Annotated in this window: 20 protein-coding genes; 9 read left to right on the top strand and 11 right to left on the bottom strand. The window is 71.7% G+C overall.

Features of this window, described 5'->3' with window-relative positions; genetic code table 11:
- Positions 1–23 precede the first annotated feature (23 nt).
- From ACFXKZ_RS32355 to hutH, 4 genes are all read right to left on the bottom strand, one after another.
- Positions 24–632 (bottom strand): Maf family protein, encoded by a 609-nt coding sequence (locus ACFXKZ_RS32355; RefSeq protein WP_380005123.1) that lies wholly within the window; start codon positions 630–632, stop codon positions 24–26.
- A 95-nt stretch (positions 633–727) separates the two neighbouring features.
- Entirely contained in the window at positions 728–844 is a 117-nt protein-coding gene (gene mmpB, locus ACFXKZ_RS32350; RefSeq protein ID WP_380005121.1) for a morphogenic membrane protein MmpB, read from the bottom strand.
- A 114-nt stretch (positions 845–958) separates the two neighbouring features.
- Positions 959–1819, bottom strand: a complete 861-nt coding sequence (locus tag ACFXKZ_RS32345; RefSeq protein WP_380005119.1) for a MurR/RpiR family transcriptional regulator — start codon at positions 1817–1819, stop codon at positions 959–961.
- 146 nt (positions 1820–1965) lie between these two features.
- Complete coding sequence (hutH, locus tag ACFXKZ_RS32340; protein ID WP_380005579.1) at positions 1966–3501, bottom strand: histidine ammonia-lyase; 1536 nt, start codon at positions 3499–3501, stop codon at positions 1966–1968.
- 197 nt (positions 3502–3698) lie between these two features.
- On the opposite strand from hutH, the gene fdhD reads away from it, so the two are divergent.
- A complete protein-coding gene (gene fdhD / locus ACFXKZ_RS32335; protein WP_380005117.1) occupies positions 3699–4547 on the top strand; it encodes a formate dehydrogenase accessory sulfurtransferase FdhD in 849 nt (282 codons plus the stop codon).
- A gap of 52 nt (positions 4548–4599) precedes the next feature.
- On the opposite strand, the gene ACFXKZ_RS32330 is transcribed toward fdhD, so the two are convergent.
- On the bottom strand, positions 4600–6315 hold the full coding sequence (locus ACFXKZ_RS32330) for a diguanylate cyclase domain-containing protein (protein ID WP_380005115.1): 1716 nt from the start codon (positions 6313–6315) through the stop codon (positions 4600–4602).
- Between the two features lie 466 nt (positions 6316–6781).
- Here ACFXKZ_RS32330 and ACFXKZ_RS32325 point away from each other — a divergent pair, with 466 nt between their 5' ends.
- Positions 6782–7177 carry an SRPBCC family protein gene (locus ACFXKZ_RS32325; protein ID WP_380005113.1) on the top strand — a complete coding sequence of 132 codons (396 nt, stop codon included), beginning with the start codon at positions 6782–6784 and terminating at the stop codon, positions 7175–7177.
- A 100-nt stretch (positions 7178–7277) separates the two neighbouring features.
- Here the strand turns inward: ACFXKZ_RS32325 and ACFXKZ_RS32320 are convergent, their stop codons facing one another.
- Both ACFXKZ_RS32320 and ACFXKZ_RS32315 read right to left on the bottom strand, forming a co-directional pair.
- On the bottom strand, positions 7278–8348 hold the full coding sequence (locus tag ACFXKZ_RS32320) for an adenylate/guanylate cyclase domain-containing protein (protein ID WP_380005111.1): 1071 nt from the start codon (positions 8346–8348) through the stop codon (positions 7278–7280).
- 58 nt (positions 8349–8406) lie between these two features.
- Complete coding sequence (locus tag ACFXKZ_RS32315; protein ID WP_380005109.1) at positions 8407–8940, bottom strand: PH domain-containing protein; 534 nt, start codon at positions 8938–8940, stop codon at positions 8407–8409.
- Positions 8941–9060: 120 nt separating this feature from the next.
- Between ACFXKZ_RS32315 and ACFXKZ_RS32310 the strand changes: the two genes are divergently transcribed.
- Positions 9061–9801: a class I SAM-dependent DNA methyltransferase gene (locus tag ACFXKZ_RS32310; protein ID WP_380005107.1), complete on the top strand. Its 741-nt coding sequence runs from the start codon at positions 9061–9063 to the stop codon at positions 9799–9801.
- A gap of 96 nt (positions 9802–9897) precedes the next feature.
- Here the strand turns inward: ACFXKZ_RS32310 and ACFXKZ_RS32305 are convergent, their stop codons facing one another.
- Positions 9898–10713 carry a biotin--[acetyl-CoA-carboxylase] ligase gene (locus ACFXKZ_RS32305; protein ID WP_380005105.1) on the bottom strand — a complete coding sequence of 272 codons (816 nt, stop codon included), beginning with the start codon at positions 10711–10713 and terminating at the stop codon, positions 9898–9900.
- Positions 10714–10816: 103 nt separating this feature from the next.
- On the opposite strand from ACFXKZ_RS32305, the gene ACFXKZ_RS32300 reads away from it, so the two are divergent.
- Positions 10817–12403: an acyl-CoA carboxylase subunit beta gene (locus tag ACFXKZ_RS32300; RefSeq protein ID WP_380005103.1), complete on the top strand. Its 1587-nt coding sequence runs from the start codon at positions 10817–10819 to the stop codon at positions 12401–12403.
- A 24-nt stretch (positions 12404–12427) separates the two neighbouring features.
- Positions 12428–12628 (top strand): acyl-CoA carboxylase subunit epsilon, encoded by a 201-nt coding sequence (locus ACFXKZ_RS32295; protein ID WP_078975586.1) that lies wholly within the window; start codon positions 12428–12430, stop codon positions 12626–12628.
- Positions 12629–12732: 104 nt separating this feature from the next.
- Here the strand turns inward: ACFXKZ_RS32295 and ACFXKZ_RS32290 are convergent, their stop codons facing one another.
- Positions 12733–12939: a DUF397 domain-containing protein gene (locus ACFXKZ_RS32290; RefSeq protein ID WP_380005101.1), complete on the bottom strand. Its 207-nt coding sequence runs from the start codon at positions 12937–12939 to the stop codon at positions 12733–12735.
- A gap of 7 nt (positions 12940–12946) precedes the next feature.
- Here ACFXKZ_RS32290 and hisS point away from each other — a divergent pair, with 7 nt between their 5' ends.
- Positions 12947–14257: a histidine--tRNA ligase gene (gene hisS, locus ACFXKZ_RS32285; protein ID WP_380005098.1), complete on the top strand. Its 1311-nt coding sequence runs from the start codon at positions 12947–12949 to the stop codon at positions 14255–14257.
- Positions 14258–14405: 148 nt separating this feature from the next.
- Here the strand turns inward: hisS and ACFXKZ_RS32280 are convergent, their stop codons facing one another.
- A complete protein-coding gene (locus ACFXKZ_RS32280) occupies positions 14406–15014 on the bottom strand; it encodes a TetR/AcrR family transcriptional regulator (RefSeq protein ID WP_380005095.1) in 609 nt (202 codons plus the stop codon).
- Between the two features lie 65 nt (positions 15015–15079).
- On the opposite strand from ACFXKZ_RS32280, the gene ACFXKZ_RS32275 reads away from it, so the two are divergent.
- Together ACFXKZ_RS32275 and ACFXKZ_RS32270 are read left to right on the top strand one after the other, a co-directional pair.
- Positions 15080–16093, top strand: a complete 1014-nt coding sequence (locus ACFXKZ_RS32275) for an ATP-binding cassette domain-containing protein (protein WP_380005093.1) — start codon at positions 15080–15082, stop codon at positions 16091–16093.
- Positions 16090–16923, top strand: a complete 834-nt coding sequence (locus ACFXKZ_RS32270; protein ID WP_380005091.1) for an ABC transporter permease — start codon at positions 16090–16092, stop codon at positions 16921–16923. Before ACFXKZ_RS32275 ends, ACFXKZ_RS32270 begins: the two co-directional genes overlap by 4 nt.
- Before the next feature lie 28 nt (positions 16924–16951).
- On the opposite strand, the gene ACFXKZ_RS32265 is transcribed toward ACFXKZ_RS32270, so the two are convergent.
- On the bottom strand, positions 16952–17272 hold the full coding sequence (locus ACFXKZ_RS32265) for a hypothetical protein (RefSeq protein WP_380005089.1): 321 nt from the start codon (positions 17270–17272) through the stop codon (positions 16952–16954).
- A gap of 244 nt (positions 17273–17516) precedes the next feature.
- On the opposite strand from ACFXKZ_RS32265, the gene hutU reads away from it, so the two are divergent.
- A complete protein-coding gene (gene hutU / locus ACFXKZ_RS32260) occupies positions 17517–19190 on the top strand; it encodes a urocanate hydratase (protein ID WP_380005087.1) in 1674 nt (557 codons plus the stop codon).
- The last annotated feature ends 15 nt before the right edge of the window (positions 19191–19205 follow it).

Genomic DNA, 19205 nt, shown 5'->3' with positions numbered 1-19205 from the left:
TCGTCCCGGGGCGCCGTCGAGGGTCAGCTCCAGAGGTCGACGATTCGTACGCCCACGTCGTTCAGGAGGCGGCGCAGCAGTGGCAGCGAGAGGCCGATCACGTTGCCCGGGTCGCCGTCGATGCCGTCCACGAACGGTGACGCGTAGCCGTCGAGGGTGAACGCGCCGGCGACATGCAGCGGCTCGCCGGTCGCGATGTAGGCGGCCACCTCCGCGTCGGAGGGGGTGCCGAAGCGCACCGTGGTGGCCGCCACCTCGGACACCCGCAGGCCGGTGCGGCGGTCGATCACGCAGTGCCCGGTGAGCAGTACACCCGCGCGTCCGCGCATGGACTGCCAGCGCACCAGTGCCTCGGCAGCGTCGGCGGGCTTGCCCAGCGCCTTGCCGTCGAGTTCGAGCACCGAGTCGCAGCCGACGACCAGTTCGTCGCCGGTCAGCCCGGCGGTGACCGCGTCGGCCTTGGCCTCGGCGAGCAGCAGCGCGAGTTCGCGCGGGGAATCGGCGGTGAGGGCGTCCTCGTCGACGCCGCTGACCACGACCTTGGGGTCGAGCCCGGCGTCGCGCAGCAGCTTCAGGCGCGCGGGGGAGGCCGAGGCGAGCACGAGGGAGCGGGAGGGGGAGCGGTCGGTCATGGCGCCAACGTACCGGGCGCCGAAGCGGCGGATGGCAGGTATCGGGCGGCAGGTGTCCGGCGGCTGTGATCGGGCGGTGCCTGCCGCCGCCCGACTCACAGCGCGAGCAGGGCCAGGCCGAGGATCAGCACCAGGGGCAAGACCCACAAGGCGCGCCGCAGCTGGGCCACGGCGCGCCGGGTTTCCTCGGAGAACTCGTCACGGTTACGCATTTGTCCATCGTGGGGCGCCGCCCCGGTTCGATCCTGAGTACGAGTACTCAAGTCGGGTCGTGCGATTGTCCGCCTACACGTCGCGAATGGAACAACGCGTATGCGTTGCGCCGCTCACGTCGCGAACAGGCCCCGTTCGCCGGCTTGGCGTTCGAAGTCTTCGAGTCTGGCCTGGGTTCGGGTGGGTTCGATGTCGCACATGGCCTGCAGGAGGATCTGGCCCATCAGGATCGGGGCGCCGTACGAGTCGAAGACCAGTTGCGAGCCGACACCCGCGATCAGGACCGCGTCGGACAGCGCCGCCGCAGGGGCGAACGGGCTGTCGGTGACCGTCACGATGCTCAGGCCGAGGTCGCGCGCGACCCGCAGGCCCTCGCCCAACTCCCTCGGGTAGCGCGGCAGCGCGAAGCACAGCAGGCCCGTGGCGCCCGCCGCGCGGGCCTGGTCGAGCCGGTCCACGAGCAGCGAGCCGCCCTCGTCCAGGACCCGGACCTCGGGCAGCACCTTGGCGGCGAAGTAGCCGAAGCCGCGCGCGGGCGCCATCCCGGTACGCAGCCCGAGCACCACCAACGGACGCGAGGGCGCGAGCAGTTCGGCCGCGCGCGCGATCGGGCCCGGGTCGGCGAGTTGATCCGCGAGCCGGGCCAGGTTGGCGATCTCGGCGTGCACGGCGCCGACGTACTCGTTGCGGTCCACCTCGGTGGCCGACTCGGGCGTGGTCGGCAGGCCCAACTCGCGCAGGTGCCGGCGCAGCGCCGGGTATCCGTCGAAGCCGAGCGCGACCGCGAACCGGGTCACCGAGGGCTGGCTGACCCCGGCGAGTTGGGCCACCTCGACGCTGGAGAGGAACACCGCCTCGCCCGCGTGCCGGACCAGGCAGTGCGCGATCCGGCGCTGGGTGGGGGTGAGCCGGTGGCGCTCGAACAGGGCGAGCAGGCGGGCGGAAGGGCTCGCGTCGTCGTCGGCCACCGGCATGTCTCCTCGCTGTTCGGACGTCGCCCGGGTACCGCCGCGGACCCGGGCCGGCGCGGGCCGATCGCGGTCCGCGCCGATGCCGCGGCCGGGGACCTGCGTCGGTCCCGGCCGCGGTATCAGGTCATCCTGCCTGATCTGACAGGGAATCAGTTCAGCTCGCCGGCCACCGAGCGGGCGGCCTCGATCACACCGCCGGCGCGGACGAAGGCGTCGGCGGCCTCCAGATCCGGTGCCAGGAAGCGGTCCGGGCCCACTCCCTCGCCGCCGCTCGCCCGCAGCGCGGCCACCACCGCGGCGGTCGCGGGCGCGGGCGCACCGGCCCCGGCGGCCACCCGCATGTCCAGCGCCCGGGCGGCGGTGGTCAGCTCGATCGCCAGAACGCGATTCAGGTTGTCGATCGCGCGGCGCAGCTTGCGGGCCGCGCTCCAGCCCATCGAGACGTGGTCCTCCTGCATCGCCGAGCTGGGGATGGAGTCGGCGGAGGCGGGCACCGCCAGGCGCTTGCACTCGGAGACCAGCGCGGCCTGGGTGTACTGCGCGATCATCAGGCCGGAGTCGACGCCCGGGTCGTCGGCGAGGAACGCGGGCAGGCCGTGCGAGCGGGACGGGTCGAGCAGCCGGTCGGTGCGGCGCTCGGCGATCGAGCCGAGGTCGGCGACCGCGACGGCGAGGAAGTCGAGCACGTAGCCGACCGGGGCGCCGTGGAAGTTGCCGTTGGACTCGATCCGGCCGTCCGCCAGGATCACCGGGTTGTCCACGGCGGCGGCCAGTTCGCGGTCGGCGACGAGCAGCGCGTGGGCCAGGGTGTCCCGGCCGGCGCCGGCCACCTGCGGGGCACAGCGCACCGAGTAGGCGTCCTGCACGCGCGGCGCGGCGTCCTGGTGGTGCCCGGTCAGCGCCGAGCCCTGGAGCACCCGCAGCATGTTGGCCGCGCTGGCCGCCTGGCCCGGGTGCGGGCGGATGGCGTGCAGCGCCGGGTCGAGCACGCGCGAGGTGCCGAGCAGCGCCTCCATCGTCATCGCGGCGGTGATGTCGGCGGTGGTGAACAGTCGGGCGAGGTCGGCGCCGGCCATCAACAACATGCCGAGCATGCCGTCGGTGCCGTTGATCAGCGCCAGACCCTCCTTCTCCTTGAGCTCGATCGGCTCGATCCCGGCGGCGGCGAGCAGCTCGGCGGCGGGACGCACCTCGCCGTCGGGGCCGGCCGCCTCGCCCTCGCCGGTGAGCACGAGGGCGCAGTGCGCGAGCGGAGCCAGGTCCCCGCTGCACCCGAGCGAGCCGAATTCGCGCACCACCGGCGTGATGCCGGCGTTCAGCAGCGCGGCCATGGTGCGCGCGACGACCGGCCGCACGCCCGTACGACCCGAGCACAGCGTCTTCAGCCGGAGCAGCATCAGCGCGCGGACCACCTCGTCCTCGACGCGCGGGCCCATCCCGGCGGCGTGCGAGCGGACCAGCGAGTGCTGCAGGCGCGTACGCAGTTCGGGGCTGATGTGCCGGACGGCGAGCGCGCCGAAGCCGGTGGACACCCCGTAGACGGGTTCGGTGCGCGCGGCGAGTCCTTCGACGACGGCCCGGGAGCCGGTCATCGCCTTGATCGCGCTTTCGGCGAGTTCGACGCGTGCGCCGGCGCGGGCGACCGCGAGGACGTCCCTCGGGGACATCCCGGCCTCGCCGATCAGGACGGTGGCGGGAGCTGCTTCGGGGGCGCTGTGCAGATCGTTATTCACTCGAACATTATGTGCATGGATCGCGACAACGCCAGGGCGGCTACCGTGCCTGAAGGAGTTCGTACGTTCGCGCGGGGCATCCGATCCGGATCGAAGCGCGCGAGCGTCGGGGAAACACCGTCGGGAACGCACCAGGGAAAGGCAGGGTCGTGGGTCGGGTCACCTCTCGCCACAAGGTCGTACGGCTGGGCGGCGACGCGCCCCCCGTACCGCGGATCGACACGCTCGTCGCCGAGGAGCCGCTCGACATCCGGCTCGGCGGGCGCACCGTCACGGTGACGATGCGCACCCCCGGCGACGACTTCGACCTGGTCGCCGGGTTCCTGGCGGCCGAGGGGGTGGTCGGCGCGGCCGAGGACCTGGCCGCGATGCGCTACTGCGCGGGCACCGACGACGAGGGCCGCAACACGTACAACGTGGTGGACGCGGTGCTCGCGCCGCACGTGCCGGCCCCGGATCCGGGCCTGATGCGCGGGGTGTGGACGTCGAGCGCGTGCGGGATCTGCGGCAGCACCGGCATCGAGGGGCTGCGCCGGATGTCGCGCTTCGACGTGCGCGCGGACGAGGTGCGGGTGGACGCGGAGGTGCTGTACACGCTGCCCGACCGGCTGCGCGCGGCGCAGAAGGTGTTCGCCAGTACCGGCGGCCTGCACGCGGCGGGGCTGTTCACCGCCGCCGGCGAGATGGTGTGCGTGCGCGAGGACGTGGGTCGGCACAACGCGGTGGACAAGGTGGTGGGGTGGGCGCTGCGCGAGGGGCGGCTGCCGCTGGCCGGGCATGTGTTGATGGTCAGCGGGCGGGCTTCGTTCGAGCTGACCCAAAAGGCCGCGATGGCGGGGGTGCCGGTGATGGCCGCGGTGTCCGCGCCGTCCGGTCTGGCGGTGGACCTGGCCGCGGACGCGGGTGTGACCCTGGTCGGCTTCCTGCGCGGCCGCTCGGCGAATGTGTACAGCCTCCCGGATCGGATCACGGTGTCCGAGCCCGCCACGACCGCCTGAGCACTCCCGAACCACTTCCGAGCGCTCGCGCGCACCCCGGTCCGCCCCGGCGTCAGTCCGGCAGCGACGCGCCGCCGGTCAGCGCCACCGCGACCAGCGCGCGCAGCACCGGGGCGAGCCCGGTCACGCTCAGGCTCAGGTCGTCGGCGTAGATCTCCACCAGCCAGCCGCCCGCCGCATTGCTCCCGCCCGCCGCGACCATCGCCTTGTAGCCGCCCACCAGGAGCAGGTCCTCCTCGGCCGGGTCGGTGCCCGGATCGCCGAGTTCGGCGACGAAGCCGCCGCCCTGGACCGCGTCGGCGGTGGCCGGATAGTGCGCCAGGTCGTATTCGGCGGTCACCGCGTCGTAGCGCGACCCGGACTCGCTCTGCACACCGGTCAGCCGGTGGATCGAATAGCGCACCGTGCGCAACACCCGGCCGCCGGGCGGCAGGTACGACACCCACCACGCCACCCCGTCCAGCATCCGGGCGAAGGTGTCCGCGACGATCTCCAGGCGGCCCAGCGTGTCCGCCCGGTGCACGCTCTTGGGTTCGCGCTCGTCCAGGACCGCGAGTACCGCGGCCAGCAGCCGGCCCGGCTCGGCGTTGTGCAGCGCGCCGCGGAACCGGCGGCGGTCACGGTGCGGGCCGGGGCCCTCGGCCTCCGCCTCGTCCTGCGCCTCGCGGGCCAGGGACAGGGTCAGGTCGGGCTGTTGGCCGCGCCCGGCGACCACCGGGCGGGTCGAGCGCGAGCCCTTGGCCCGGTACTGCGCCGCGTCGGCGAGTCGGAAGAGCCGGTCCGCGCTGGTCACCGGGCCCACCGGGTCGCCGGTGGAGGCGACGCCGCAGGCCACGCCCTCGCCGTTGTGCATGCGCAGCGCCCGGCGGCACAGTTCCTCGGCGACCGCGACCACGTCGTCGGGCGGGTAGCCCTCGACCAGTACGCAGAACTCGTCGCCGCCGAGCCGGGCGGCGGTCGCCCCAGGCAACATCGCGCCGCACGCGGAGAGTTGGTCGGCGAAACGCTCCAGGAGGCGGTCGCCGACATCGTGCCCGCGTTCGTCGTTGAGCCGCTTGAGGCCGTTGACGTCACAGACGATCAGGCTGACCACGACGCCGTCCCGGTAGTGCCGGGCCATCGCCTCGTCCAGCCGGGCGTCGATCGCGCGACGGTTGGCCAGACCGGTCAGCGGGTCGGTGAAGGCCAGCTTCTCGATCCGCTCGAAGTGTTCCGCCTGGGCCAGGCCGGCCGAGATCTGCGCGGCCAGCACACCCGCGAACTCGGCGTCCACCGGCTCGAAGCGCGGCTGGTCGGCCCGCCGGGCCAGATACAGCTCGCCCCACACCCGGCCCTCGACCATGATCGGCGCGACCATGCAGTCGTGCCGCCCCCGGCGCAACATCGCCGCGACCCGCTCGGGGTCGCGTGTGTGCTCCGGGTCGTCCACGCACCGCGACCACGTGGTGGGCCAGCCCTCCGACTCGATGATGTCGGGGAAGTCGGTGACCGGATACGTCTCCGCGGCCGGCAGCGGCTCCTCGCCTTCGGCCAGCTCGCCGTCGTTGACCAGCACCCGCAGTCGGCCGCTGTCCCGCTCCCAGACCGAGATGGAGGCGTGCGCGGCGCCCATCGCCAGGCGTGCCTGGGCCGCCGAGACGCGGACCACCTCGGAGAAGTGGTGGGTCGTGGCGAGCGTCTTGGCCAGGTGGATGATCGCGTGCAGTCGACGGGCGGCGTCGGGTCCCTCGACCAGGGCGGCGGGTTCCGGACACGTGTCGCCGGGCATACCGGGCAGGTCGTCGGCAGGGCCGCCCGAACCGTCGGTTCCGGGAGTGCTCGAATCGGGTCGCGAAGCTACGGTTCTCACCCCCAATCCGCCGGTACCGAGACCAGAGGATATGTCATATATTGCCCGATTAACGGCAACGTGCACCCGCGTCATGCCGTCACCTCGACGGGTCGCTGTTCGCGTGCGTTCCTGATTGGGCCCCAGACAGCTCCCGTGCGTCCGCCGAGCGCCCGCGCGCGAGCCGGGCTCGCGCCGGTCCGAGCGAAGCGCTTGTATACCCCGGCTTCGCGTCCTGCGCACATTACTCCTGTGGCCCGGCTCCGCAACGCCCCGTGTCCGGCCCGTGTCCGGGCTGTGGCAAACCGCGGCGCGCGAGGGCGCCAGGTTGTGAAGAGAACGTGGAAGGCTCCCGCGATCTCGACCGAAAGGGTACGGTCGCGGGCACAGTCCGAAGGAGCCACGCGTGCCCACGCTTTCCGTCATCGCCGCGATCGACGTACCGGCCGCCCGGATCTGGGAGGCGGTAGGAGACTTCGAGGACCCGTCCGCATGGCATCCGTGGCCGGTCGAGGAACACTCCGGGGACGAGCGGCGGCTGCGTACACCCGACGGTACGACAGTCCGCGAACGACTGGTCGAGCACGACGCGGCGGGGCACTTCTACCGCTATCGCACGCTCGACGGCCTGCCGCTGTCCGGCCGGCTCGCGCTCGAATCGATCGCCGGCGGCACGATGTGCCTGGTCGTCTGGTCGGTCCGGTTCGAGAGCACACCCGCCGAACAACTTCCGCTGCTGCGCGAACTCGAACACGCGGTGCTGCGCCCCGGGCTGCGATCGTTGCGCGAGGCGTTCGGCTGACCCGCCGAGCCGCCGGCGCGCACGCCGGGCGGGTCGAGCGGGTCCGGGGTCCCTGCGGTATGGGAATCACTGCGGTACCGGAGTCACTGCGGTACGCGAGTCACTGCGGTATCGGCGCCCCCGGGCGGCACACCGTCCAGGGTTCGACCAGCCCCAGACCGCGGACCGGACGCCGCCACATCGGATGCAGCTCGTAGCGGGTGTCCCCTTCGAGGGCTGCGGCCAGCTCCCGGTCGACCACCACCGCGTCCTTGGGACTGAGCGCGGTCAGCCGGCTGGCCAGGTTCACCGTGGTCCCGAACACGTCTCCCATCCGGGACAACACGTGGCCGTACGCGATGCCCACCCGCAGCGCGGGCAGGATCTCCTCCTCGGCCATCGCCTCGACCAGCCGCAGCCCGAGCTCCACGGCCGAGTCCGGCGAGAAGGTCACGAACAACACCTCGTCGCCCAGCGTCTTGACCAGGCGCCCGCCCTGTTCGGCGATCACGTCGACGGCGGTGTCCTCGAAGGTCTGGACGAGGCGGCCCAGCTCGGCCTCCTCCAGGTTGCGCGACAACCGGGTGAAGCCGACCAGGTCGGCGAACCCGACGGCGAGCGACTGGCCCACCGTCTGCTGGTCGGTGAGCCCCTGCATGGCCCGCGAACTGGCCGCGGCCAGGTGCCGGCGCCAGGCGTAGATGACCAGCGGTTCGAGTTCGAGCATCACGTCGCCGGCGGTGGTGACCACCTGCTCGGAACGGCTTCCGGTCAGCTCGTTGCCGATGTATTCCACCCACGCCTCGGTCTGCCATTCGGCGAACCGGGCCATGGTCTGGCCCACGGAGCGGACGAACTGCGCCGCTACGGTGGCCGGCAGCAGCCCCGACTCGGTCAGCTCGCGCAGGTGCTTGAGGGCCGCGACGTCGGCGTCGGTGAACGCGCGGGCCGGGCCGAAGTCGGCGAAGCCCAGGCCGCGCCACAATCGGCGGGCCTCGTCGAGGGGCACACCGACCAGGTCGGCGACCTGACCGGAGGTGTAGCGCCTGGGCGCGCCCAGGACGACCTGTTCGACGTCGGCGATCGTGTTGTTGACCGCCTCGATGTCGGACAGGTCGGGCAGGGCGGGTTGATCGACCGCGTCGGCCCCGGCGCCCGCGCCGGGCTCCACGCGGGTCCGTTCCTCGGGCATGTGGCTCCACCGGGTGTGCGAAGGATGGTCTCGTCGGAGCCACACTACGTGTCGGGGGTCACAAAGGTTCGGGGTCGGGCGGTCCCACGTGCTTCTTCCGCCCGGCGGCGGCCCGCTCGACGAGGACGAGCAGCTCGCTCTGCAGGCGCACCACGTGCGGCAGAGCGGGCAGTTCCAGGCGTTCCCGGTCGTCGTCGACGGGCACCAGGGCGATGGTGCCGGCGCCGAGCATCCGGTCCACGAACGACTCGTGCTCGATCAGCACGTCGGCCACCCGCGCGAACGGCACCACCCGGATCTCCCGGGTCAGCGCGCCGGTGCGCACGGTCAGTCGGTCGGCGGCGACCGAGTACATGGTGCCCAGCCAGGCCAGCCACGGCGCGACGCTCCAGCGCACCAGGACCGCCAGGCCGGCCAGGAGCACGGCGGGCTGGATCCAGCCGCCCGCCGAGGTCGGGGGCGTGAGCGCGGCGAGGAAGCCGGTGACGGCGACCGTGCCGAACAGGGCCAGGGCGGGACGGACGAGGTGCATCCAGTGCGGGCGCACGACGAAGAGGATGTCGTCGTCGACCTCGGCTGTGGTTGTGAACACCGGGCCTCCTGGGGGTCACCCACGATTGTGCGGTTCTCCCGGGCGAGAGGGGCGGAGGCATGCCGTTCATCGCCATAAATGCGTCGACAGCCCGCTCGGCGCCGCCCAGAGTGGCCGTCCATGACGAGCAGTGAGCTGTGGAGCCGGGCGACCGCCGAGCGCTACGACGCCGAGGAGGCCGAGATGGCGTCGGCCGCCGTTCTCGAACCGACCCTCGCCTTCCTCGCCGAACTGGCCGGAGCCGGCCCGGCCCTGGAGTTCGCCATCGGAACCGGGCGCGTGGGCGTCCCGCTGCAAGAACGCGGCGTCCCGGTGGTGGGCATCGAACTGTCCGAGCACATGGCGGCGGTCCTGCGGCGCAAGATCGACGAGGACACGCTCCCGGTGGTCATCGGGGACATGGCCGGCACCGTCGTCCCCGGCGAGTTCACCCTGGTCTACCTCGTCTACAACACCATCACGAACCTGCTCACCCAGGACGAGCAGGTCGAGTGTTTCCGCAACGCCGCGCGCCACCTGCGGCCCGGCGGCCGATTCGTCATCGAGCTGGGCATACCGCCGCTGCGCTTCCTGCCGCCCGGCCAGGTCGCGGTGCCGTTCGACGTCTCCGAGCGGCACCTCGGCTTCGACACCTTCGACCTGGTCGAGCAGATCCTCGTCTCACACCACTTCACCCGCGACGGCGACGACGGCCGCTACCGCCGAGGCCACTCCCGGCACCGATACGCCTGGCCGGCGGAACTCGACCTGATGGCCCGCATCGCCGGCCTCACCCTGGAGCGCCGCGTCGCCGACTGGCACGGAGCTCCTTTCACCCAGGACTCCACCAAACACGTCTCCGTATGGCGCAAACCGACCTGAGCATTCGGCCGCGAGGTCACACCGGGCTCGCCCCCGGCAGTAAATCCGCAGCCTTTCCCGCATGACGCAACGGGTGGGCGGGTGGGAGCAAAACCCTCACGCCGCAGGCCGAACGTGCACCACGTCCCCCGCGCCCACCGCCACCTGCCCCTCCGGCCCGGTGACCAAAAGCCGACCCTCGTCGTCGATCCCCGTCGCCGGCCCCTCCAGCGTCGGCTTCGCCGGCAACTCGACCCGGACCCGCCGCCCGATGGTGGCGCACGCGTCGGTGTACGCGGCCGCCAACCCACACGCACGCGCATCGCCCTCCGCGAGCCGCCACCGCGTGTACCACTCCTCCACCTCGCGCAGCAGCGCCCGCAGGATCGGGTCCCGGTCGGTGCTCTCGGCGCCGGCCAGGAGCAGCGAGGTCGCGGTCGGTACCGGCAGTTCGTCCTCGTGCAGCGAAACGTTCAGCCCGATGCCCAGGACCACGCTCGACCCGGCCCGCTCGGCCAGGATCCCGGCCAGCTTGCGCTCGCCCACCAGCAGGTCGTTCGGCCACTTCAGCCGCACGTCGACCCCGGCCACCCGGGACACCGCCGACGCCGCGGCCACCCCGGCGAGCAGCGGGAGCCAGCCCCAGCGCGCGACCGGGACCTCGTTCGGCGCCAGCGTCATCGACACCGCCAGGCCCGAGCGCGGCGGCGCGGTCCACCGCCGATCCAGCCGACCCCGGCCCGCCACCTGCGATTCGGCGACCAGTACCAGCCCCTCGGCCTCGTCGGCCCGGTTGGCCAGGTCGGCGTTGGTCGAGCCGGTCTCGGGCAGCACGTCCAGCTCGCGCCACAGGCCGCCCGGCACCAACAGGGCCCGACGCAGGGCCGCCTCACGCAGCGGAGGGCGGTCGAGATCCTTGTAAGGAGAGTCCATTCGATCACCCTAGAAGGCACTGCGGGGCAGGGCGGTGATGGTCGCCGGCGTGGCGCGGCTACGCTACCGATCGCCGCCGTTCGACGTGACAGGAGTCAGCACGATGGACCCAGTACAGGGCGATCCCGACATCCACACCACCGCCGGAAAGCTGGCCGATCTCGAGCGCCGGATCGACGAGGCGGTGCACGCGGGAAGCGCCCGAGCGGTCGAGAAGCAGCACGCCAAGGGCAAGATGACCGCCCGCGAGCGGATCGAATACCTGCTCGACGAGGGCTCCTTCGTCGAGCTCGACGAGTTCGCGCGGCACCGCTCCACCAACTTCGGCCTGGAGGCCAACCGCCCCTACGGCGACGGCGTGGTGACCGGCTCCGGCACCGTCGACGGCCGCCAGGTGTGCGTGTTCTCCCAGGACGTCACCGTCTTCGGCGGCAGCCTCGGCGAGGTGTACGGCGAGAAGATCGTCAAGGTCCAGGACCTCGCGATCAAGACGGGCGTCCCGCTGGTGGGCATCAACGAGGGCGGCGGCGCGCGCATCCAGGAGGGTGTGGTCTCGCTCGGCCTGTACGGCGAGATCTTCCGGCGCAACGTGATCGCCTCCGGGGTGATCCCGCAGATCTCGCTGATCATGGGCGCCGCCGCGGGCGGCCACGTGTACTCCCCCGCGCTCACCGACTTCGTGGTGATGGTCGACCAGACCTCGCAGATGTTCATCACCGGCCCCGACGTGATCAAGACGGTCACCGGCGAGGACGTCACGATGGAGGATTTGGGCGGCGCGCGCACGCACAACAGCAAGTCGGGCAACGCGCACTACATGGGCGCCGACGAGAAGGACGCGCTCGACTACGTCAAGGGCCTGCTGTCGTACCTGCCGAGCAACAACCTGGAGCCGGCCCCGTCCTTCGACGAGGAGGCCGACCTCGAGACCACGGACTACGACCGTGACCTCGACACGCTGATCCCGGACTCGGCGAACCAGCCGTACGACATCCACACGGTGATCGAGCACGTCCTGGACGATGCGGACTTCCTGGAGGTCCAGCCGCTGTTCGCGCCCAACATCGTGGTCGGCTTCGGCCGGGTCGAGGGCCGCTCCGTGGGCATCGTGGCCAACCAGCCGATGCAGTTCGCCGGCACGCTCGACATCGACGCGTCGGAGAAGGCCGCCCGGTTCGTGCGCACCTGCGACGCGTTCAACATCCCGGTGCTCACCTTCGTCGACGTCCCGGGCTTCCTGCCGGGCACCGACCAGGAGTGGAACGGCATCATCCGCCGCGGCGCGAAGCTGATCTACGCCTACGCCGAGGCCACCGTGCCGCTGGTCACGATCATCACCCGCAAGGCGTACGGCGGCGCGTACGACGTGATGGGCTCCAAGCACCTGGGCGCCGACGTCAACCTGGCCTGGCCGACCGCGCAGATCGCGGTGATGGGCGCGCAGGGCGCGGCCAACATCCTGCACCGGCGCACGATCGCCGCCTCGGACGACCCCGAGGCGACCCGCGCGCGGCTGATCCAGGAGTACGAGGACACGCTGTGCAACCCGTACGTGGCCGCCGAGCGCGGCTACGTGGACGCGGTCATCCGCCCGTCGTCCACCCGGGCCCACGTGGTCAAGGCGCTGCGGGCACTGCGCGGCAAGCGCGAGACGCTGCCGCCGAAGAAGCACGGCAACATCCCGCTCTAGCCCGGCCAGGACCCGGAGGTCCCCATGATCAAGGTGGTGCGGGGTGAACCCACCCCGGAGGAGTTGGCGGTGATCGTCACCGTCGTGGCGGCCAAGGCGAGCGGCGGCGGCGCACCCGCGCCGGCGCCGGCGGCCCCGTCGCAGTGGAACGACCCGGCGCGCCTGGTACGCCGACCGTTGCGGCCGGGCCCGGGCGCCTGGCAGGCGAGCGCCTGGCCGTCCTGACCGACCGAGCGCCCGAACCGCGCGCCGCCGAGGACGCACCGGCGATCGGCCGTCGGCAAAAAGCGAAAGCCCCTCCACGAGAGGGGCTTTCGCCGTCCCGAAGGTCAGCGAACCGCGGAGACGAACGACATCCAGGCGCCGGACCGAACGGCGAACGCCGGTCCCGCCGGGTTCTTGCTGTCTCGAACATCGGTCTGTGCGTTCGTAGCGCACTCGTTGCCGGTGCCGTCGTCCCCGTCGCCACCTTCGGCCGCGACCGCCCGGACGGGCGGCCCGAGAGCGATGGGCGCCTGCTCGAAATGCGGAATCATTCATCCCATGGCAACCGAAAGCTTCCTTCCCCCGTCCGGTACGAGGGATTTCCTCGCGGCCGAATCCGAAGCCCGCGAACGGGCGTTCGCCACGGTTCGAGACGTCTTTGCTCGGTATGGCTTCCAGCCCCTGCAGACTCCCGCGTTCGAACGGCTCGAAGTTCTGACGGGCAAGTACGGCGACGAAGGCGACAAGCTTGTCTTCAAGATCCTTCGGCGTGGGGAGCACGAAGCGACCGGGGAAGCGGATCTGGCGCTGCGCTATGACCACACGGTCCCTCTCGCGCGGGTCGTGGCAGCGTACGGGAGCCGGCTTCCGACGCCGTACAAGCGGTACGCACTGGCGCCTGTATGGCGCGCCGATCGCCCGGGCAAGGGTCGGTTTCGGGAGTTTGTGCAATGTGACCTGGACGTTGTGGGTACCGCGTCCCCACTGGCCGACGCCGAGGTCGTGTCCGCTCTGTATGAAGCGCTGGATGCACTCGGCGTTCCCGAGTTCCGATTCATGGTCAACAGTCGCAAGGTCCTCATGGGGCTGTTGGAGGTGTACGGGGTGCCGGCCGACGCCGGCGGAGGCGTGCTGATCACGTTGGACAAACTCGACAAGCTCCGCCCGGAAGCGGTCGTACGGGAACTGGTCGAAGGCCGCGGCCAGTTCGAAGCAACCGCGAGCAGCCTGGTAGCCGACCTCACGGCGCCTGACTCGATCACACGCATTCGCAAGGAGTTGACGAACAGTCCCATCGGACAGGAAGGGTTGGTCGAGATCGATCGGCTGCTGGATCTGCTGTCCGCCACCGTCCCGCGCGAGCGCATCAGCTTTGTGCCCAGCCTGGTTCGGGGTCTCGACTACTACACGGGTGTCATCTACGAGGTGACAGCACCGGGCATGCCCGGCTCGATCGCCTCGGGCGGACGGTACGACGGCCTCATCGGGCGCATGTCCGGCGGCGCCGAAACGCCCGCTTGTGGTGGGTCGTTGGGAATCGAACGCATCCTTCCACTGCTGACATCGGCCGGCGAGAAGCCTGCTTCTGTGCTGGACGTCGCGGTGACCGTGCTCGGAGACGACCACGCCGACGAAGCGTTTCGGATGGCTGCCGCAGTCCGTCGCGTCGGGCTGCGTACGGGCGTCTACATGGGTTCGAGTAGCAAGCTCGCCCGGCAGTTGAAGTGGGCGGCGGCCGAAGGCGCGCGGTTCTGTCTGATTTACGGCGACCGCGAACGAGCCGCCGGTGAGGTGATCGTTCGCGACATGACGTCCGGCGAGCAGATTGCGCACCCGGTCGACCAGGTCGCCGAGTCTTTCGCCGAATAGTCGAACACGGCACAGCCGTACCCGCGTTCTCGGAGGGCGCGGCTGCCGACTGAGGTGGAACTGCTACGGGCGGTACGGCGGTTGATGCGGTTGGACCATCGCGGGCGTTGCGTGGGCACGGTGGCTTTGCCGGTGAAATCGGCTGGAATCAGTGGTGATCCGGATTGGCGCCGCACAGGCGGAGGGTGCTTTGTAGGCACAGGGTTTGTGCCTCGGCTCTGGTGAGGTGGCCGGTGGTGGTTTCGGCTACTGCTGCGTGTTGGAGGGCGAAGATGGTGGTGGCCAGCCAGGACGCCGGGGGCGTTGGGGAGAAGTCGCCTGCATCTTGGCCGCGTTGTAGGAGGCGTTTCAGGCGCGGTGGGGCGAAGTCGTGGGGGTCGTCGATCGGGCGGGGGATTCGGGGGGCGCCGGCGTTGACGAGCAGGGGGTAGCGGTCCAGGAAGCGCCAGCCGGCGTCGAGGAATCGGGTCAGGGCTTCCACCGGCGGGGCCGTGTCGAGGTCCGCTTCGTCGAGCAGGCCGGCGTATTCGGCGGCTGCGGACTCGACCAGCCCGGCCACCAGTGCGTCCCGGGACGGGAAGTGCGCGTAGACGGTCTGGCGCGTGACGCCCGCCGCGCCGGCGATGTCCTCCATGCTCGCGTCGGGCCGTTCGCCGAGCACCACCCGGGCCGCGTCGAGGATGGCGCCGATGCTGCGTCGGGCGTCGGCGCGGCGGCGGCGAGCCGGCGGCGGAGCGGTGGCGGGCGGGTCGACCATGTCCGGAATCTATGGCTCCCGCCATAACCTTGACAAGCTGCAAGAGTTCGCTCAACTCTTACGTCATGTCAAAGAAAAGCTCGGGTGGCGATCACCCGGCGATCGAGGCACGCGGTCTGGTCAAGGTCTTCGGCGGCAATCGCGCGCTGGACGGCATCGACCTCACCATCGGGCGGGGACAGGTGTTCGGGTTCGTCGGCCCCAACGGGGCGGGCAAGACCACCACGATCCGCATCCTGGCCACGCTGACCCGGCCGGACGGCGGCACCGCCCGCGTGCTCGGCCACGACGTAACGACCGAGGCACACGCGATCCGCGCCCGGGTGGCGGTGACCGGCCAGTATGCCTCCCTCGACGAGGACCTGACCGGCCGCGAGAACCTGCTGATCCTGGGCCGACTGCACGGCCTGACCCGGGCCGCCGCCGCCCGGCGCGCCGACGACCTGCTCGCCGCGTTCGATCTCACCCGCGCGGCCGGCCGCCCGGTGAGCGGCTACTCGGGAGGCATGCGCCGCCGGCTCGACATCGGCGCGGGCCTGATCACGACCCCCGACGTGCTCTTCCTCGACGAGCCGACCACCGGCCTCGACCCGCACAGCCGCAACCGGGTGTGGGAGCTGGTCCGCCGGATCGCCGCGACGGGCACCACCGTGCTGCTCACCACCCAGTACCTGGAGGAGGCCGACCGGCTCGCCGAGCGCATCGCGGTCATCGACGACGGCCGGATCGTGGCCGAGGGCACCGGTGCCCGGCTCAAGTCCCGCGTCGGCGCGGGCACGCTGCACCTGCGACTGCTCGACGGCGAGCACCGCCCCCGGGCGCTCCGCATCCTGGCCGACGTCCCGGGCTCGGTCCGGCTCGCCGACGACCCGCTCGCCCTGTCCGTGGCGCTCGCCGGCGGATCCGACTCGGCGGACGTCGGCCGACTGGTCGGGCACACGATGACCCGGTTGGCCGACGCCGGGGTGGGCATCGCCGAGTTCTCCCTCGGCCGGCCCAGCCTCGACGAGGCATTCCTTGCCTTGACCGGCCGGCGGACCGCTCCGGCCGGCGCCGACCACGAGGAGTCGCAGGCATGAAGACCCGGGCCGCCGCGGCGCACGCCGACCCGATCGACGCCCTGCTCGCCGCCGGGCGGGTCCGTCACCACGCCGGGGCACTCGCCGCCTCGGCCGCCTTCGGCCGGCGCGCCATGCTCAAGATCAGGCACGACCCCAAACAACTCGTGGACTCCGCTGCCATCCCGATCCTGTTCACCGTGCTGTTCACCTACCTGTTCGGCGGCGCGCTCGGCGGATCGACCGGCGACTACCTCACGACCCTCCTGCCCGGCGTGCTCGGCATGAGCATCGCGATCGTCACGATGTACGGCGGGGCCCGACTCGCGCAGGACGTGCGCAGCGGGGCCTTCGACCGCTTCCGCGGCCTGCCCGTGTGGCGCGGCGCCTTCATCCTCGGCGGCCTGCTCAGCGACGCCGCCCGCTACCTGTTCGCCTCAACCATCGTGGTGGGCCTCGGCCTGGCCATGGGCTACCGCCCCGCCGGCGGCGCGCCGGGGGTGCTCGCCGCCGTGGCCCTGGTGATCGTGTTCGGACTCGCGCTGTCCCTGCTCTGGGCCGCAGTCGCCCTGGTCGTGCGCGACCCGGCCGTCGTGCTGAGCATCGCGAACGCCGTACTGATCCCGCTCTCCTTCGCCGGCAACATCTTCGTGCGGCCCGACACCATGCCCGGCTGGCTCCGGGCCTTCGTCGACGTCAACCCGCTCAGCCTGCTCGCGACCGCGTCCCGGGACCTGATGAACCACACCGGCGCCGCCGGCGGCGCGGTCGCCTGGTCCCTCGCCACGACCGCCGGCATCGCCCTCGTGTGCGCCCCGATCGCGCTCCGCCTCTACGGCAGGCAGGGCTGAGCGGGACCGAGCGGAAGCGGCACCCCACTCAGCCGCGCCGCCCCGGGTGCTTCTCCAACGTCACTCCGCGCCGCCCGTCACCCGCCCCCCGGTGCGCCGGCATCAGCGTGATCGCCGCGAGCATGGCCAGGACGCCCACCGCCGCCGAGCCGCCGGCGATCAGCGCGGTGTCCCGATAGCGCGGAACGCTGAGCAGGAAGCCGCCGGTGCACAGCAGCGCGCCCGTCATCACCACCAAGGCCACCACGCCCGGCTCCCGCCCACGCCCGGCCAGCAGCATCACCAGGCCCGCGAACGCCACGAACGCACCCAGGGCGGTGATCGCCCACAGCACCTCCTGCAGATCCATGCGGTCGGGCTACCCGGCGCCGGTCCCGGCCGATCACCGGGCATCGGAAATGGCACCGGATGGGTCAAATCCCTTGTTGTCGCGGTCCGCGTGCGGTCCACTCGGCCGGCTCTCTTGGCGCCACCTCATCGAACAGATAGATTCACTCCGAAAGCGACTGAATGTTTTCATACAGATGCCCGAACAGATCCGCATCCGGTTCCGCACACGGACCGATGCACGCCGAAGCAGAAGGGGCGCCGCCATGTCGGACCACACCGCAGGACCGCGCGAGGTGCGCGCACCGCGCGGCAGCACGCTCACCACCCGGGGCTGGCAGCAGGAGGGCGCCCTGCGGATGCTGCTCAACAACCTCGACCCCGAGGTCGCCGAGCACCCGGACAAGCTGGTCGTCTACGGCGGCACCGGCAAGGCCGCCCGCGACTGGCGCTCCTTCGAGGCGATCACCCGCACGCTGACCACGCTGAAGCAGGACGAGACGCTGCTCGTGCAGTCGGGCCGTCCGGTCGGCGTGATGCAGACCCACGAGTGGGCGCCGCGCGTACTGATCGCCAACTCCAACCTGGTGCCCGACTGGGCCAACTGGGAGGAGTTCCGCCGGCTGGAGTCGGCCGGGCTGACCATGTACGGCCAGATGACCGCCGGTTCGTGGATCTACATCGGCACCCAGGGCATCCTCCAGGGCACCTACGAGACCTTCGCCGCGGTCGCCGCCAAGCGCTTCGGCGGCAGCCTGGAGGGCACCATCACCCTCACCGCCGGGCTCGGCGGCATGGGCGGCGCGCAACCGCTGGCCGTCACCATGAACGGCGGCGTGGTCATCTGTATCGACTGCGACCCCTCGCGCATCGACCGGCGCATCGAACACGGCTACTGCGACACCCGGGTCGAGACGCTGGACGCCGCGCTGCAACTCGCCGTCGAGGCGCGCGACGCCCGCCGGCCGCTGTCCATCGGCCTGCTCGGCAACGCCGCCGAACTGGTCCCGCAGCTGCTCGCGATGGACGCCCCGATCGACATCGTCACCGACCAGACCTCGGCCCACGACCCGCTCGCCTACCTGCCGGTCGGCGTCGCGTTCGAGGACATGGCCGAATACGCGCGGACCAAGCCCGCCGAGTTCACCGACCGCGCGCGCGAGTCGATGGCCAGGCACGTCGAAGCCATGGTCGGCTTCCAGGACAAGGGCGCCGAGGTCTTCGACTACGGCAACTCGATCCGCGGCGAGGCGCAACTCGCGGGCTACACGCGGGCGTTCGACTTCCCGGGCTTTGTCCCGGCGTACATCCGGCCGCTGTTCTGCGAGGGCAAGGGCCCGTTCCGCTGGGCCGCGCTCTCCGGCGACGCGCGCGACATCGCCAAGACCGACAAGGCCGTGCTCGACCTGTTCCCGGAGAACGAGTCGCTGGCCCGCTGGATCAAGCTGGCCCAGGAGAAGGTGCACTTCCAGGGGCTGCCCGCGCGGATCTGCTGGCTCGGCTACGGCGAGCGGGACCGGGCCGGCGAGCGGTTCAACGACATGGTCGCCTCGGGCGAGTTGGCCGCGCCGATCGTGATCGGCCGCGACCACCTCGACTGCGGCTCGGTGGCCAGCCCGTACCGCGAGACCGAGGGCATGCTCGACGGCTCCGACGCGATCGCCGACTGGCCGCTGCTCAACGCGATGGTCAACGTGGCCTCCGGCGCCTCGTGGGTGTCCATCCACCACGGCGGCGGGGTCGGCATCGGCCGCTCGATCCACGCGGGCCAGGTCACCGTCGCCGACGGCACGCCGCTGGCCGGCGAGAAGATCCGCCGCGTGCTCACCAACGACCCCGGCATGGGGGTGATCCGCCACGTCGACGCGGGCTACGACCTGGCCGGCGAGGTCGCGGACGAGCGTGGTGTGCGAGTGCCGATGCGAGAAGGCGACGCGTGAGCACCGGCTTCGAGG

The organism is Embleya sp. NPDC059237 (assembly GCF_042754105.1).
In the GTDB taxonomy this organism is placed as follows: domain Bacteria; phylum Actinomycetota; class Actinomycetes; order Streptomycetales; family Streptomycetaceae; genus Embleya.
Note: the sequence above shows the minus strand (reverse complement) of the source record. Positions and strands in the feature narration are given on the sequence as shown.

Bases quoted from the DNA above. Each gene is read 5' to 3' on its own strand.
- ACFXKZ_RS32355 (WP_380005123.1), bottom strand. From the start codon at position 632: ATGACCGACCGCTCCCCCTCCCGCTCCCTCGTGCTCGCCTCGGCCTCC.
- mmpB (WP_380005121.1), bottom strand. From the start codon at position 844: ATGCGTAACCGTGACGAGTTCTCCGAGGAAACCCGGCGCGCCGTGGCC.
- ACFXKZ_RS32345 (WP_380005119.1), bottom strand. From the start codon at position 1,819: ATGCCGGTGGCCGACGACGACGCGAGCCCTTCCGCCCGCCTGCTCGCC.
- ACFXKZ_RS32330 (WP_380005115.1), bottom strand. From the start codon at position 6,315: ATGCCCGGCGACACGTGTCCGGAACCCGCCGCCCTGGTCGAGGGACCC.
- ACFXKZ_RS32320 (WP_380005111.1), bottom strand. From the start codon at position 8,348: ATGCCCGAGGAACGGACCCGCGTGGAGCCCGGCGCGGGCGCCGGGGCC.
- ACFXKZ_RS32310 (WP_380005107.1), top strand. From the start codon at position 9,061: ATGACGAGCAGTGAGCTGTGGAGCCGGGCGACCGCCGAGCGCTACGAC.
- ACFXKZ_RS32305 (WP_380005105.1), bottom strand. From the start codon at position 10,713: ATGGACTCTCCTTACAAGGATCTCGACCGCCCTCCGCTGCGTGAGGCG.
- ACFXKZ_RS32300 (WP_380005103.1), top strand. From the start codon at position 10,817: ATGGACCCAGTACAGGGCGATCCCGACATCCACACCACCGCCGGAAAG.
- ACFXKZ_RS32295 (WP_078975586.1), top strand. From the start codon at position 12,428: ATGATCAAGGTGGTGCGGGGTGAACCCACCCCGGAGGAGTTGGCGGTG.
- ACFXKZ_RS32290 (WP_380005101.1), bottom strand. From the start codon at position 12,939: ATGATTCCGCATTTCGAGCAGGCGCCCATCGCTCTCGGGCCGCCCGTC.
- hisS (WP_380005098.1), top strand. From the start codon at position 12,947: ATGGCAACCGAAAGCTTCCTTCCCCCGTCCGGTACGAGGGATTTCCTC.
- ACFXKZ_RS32280 (WP_380005095.1), bottom strand. From the start codon at position 15,014: ATGGTCGACCCGCCCGCCACCGCTCCGCCGCCGGCTCGCCGCCGCCGC.
- ACFXKZ_RS32275 (WP_380005093.1), top strand. From the start codon at position 15,080: ATGTCAAAGAAAAGCTCGGGTGGCGATCACCCGGCGATCGAGGCACGC.
- ACFXKZ_RS32270 (WP_380005091.1), top strand. From the start codon at position 16,090: ATGAAGACCCGGGCCGCCGCGGCGCACGCCGACCCGATCGACGCCCTG.
- ACFXKZ_RS32265 (WP_380005089.1), bottom strand. From the start codon at position 17,272: ATGGATCTGCAGGAGGTGCTGTGGGCGATCACCGCCCTGGGTGCGTTC.
- hutU (WP_380005087.1), top strand. From the start codon at position 17,517: ATGTCGGACCACACCGCAGGACCGCGCGAGGTGCGCGCACCGCGCGGC.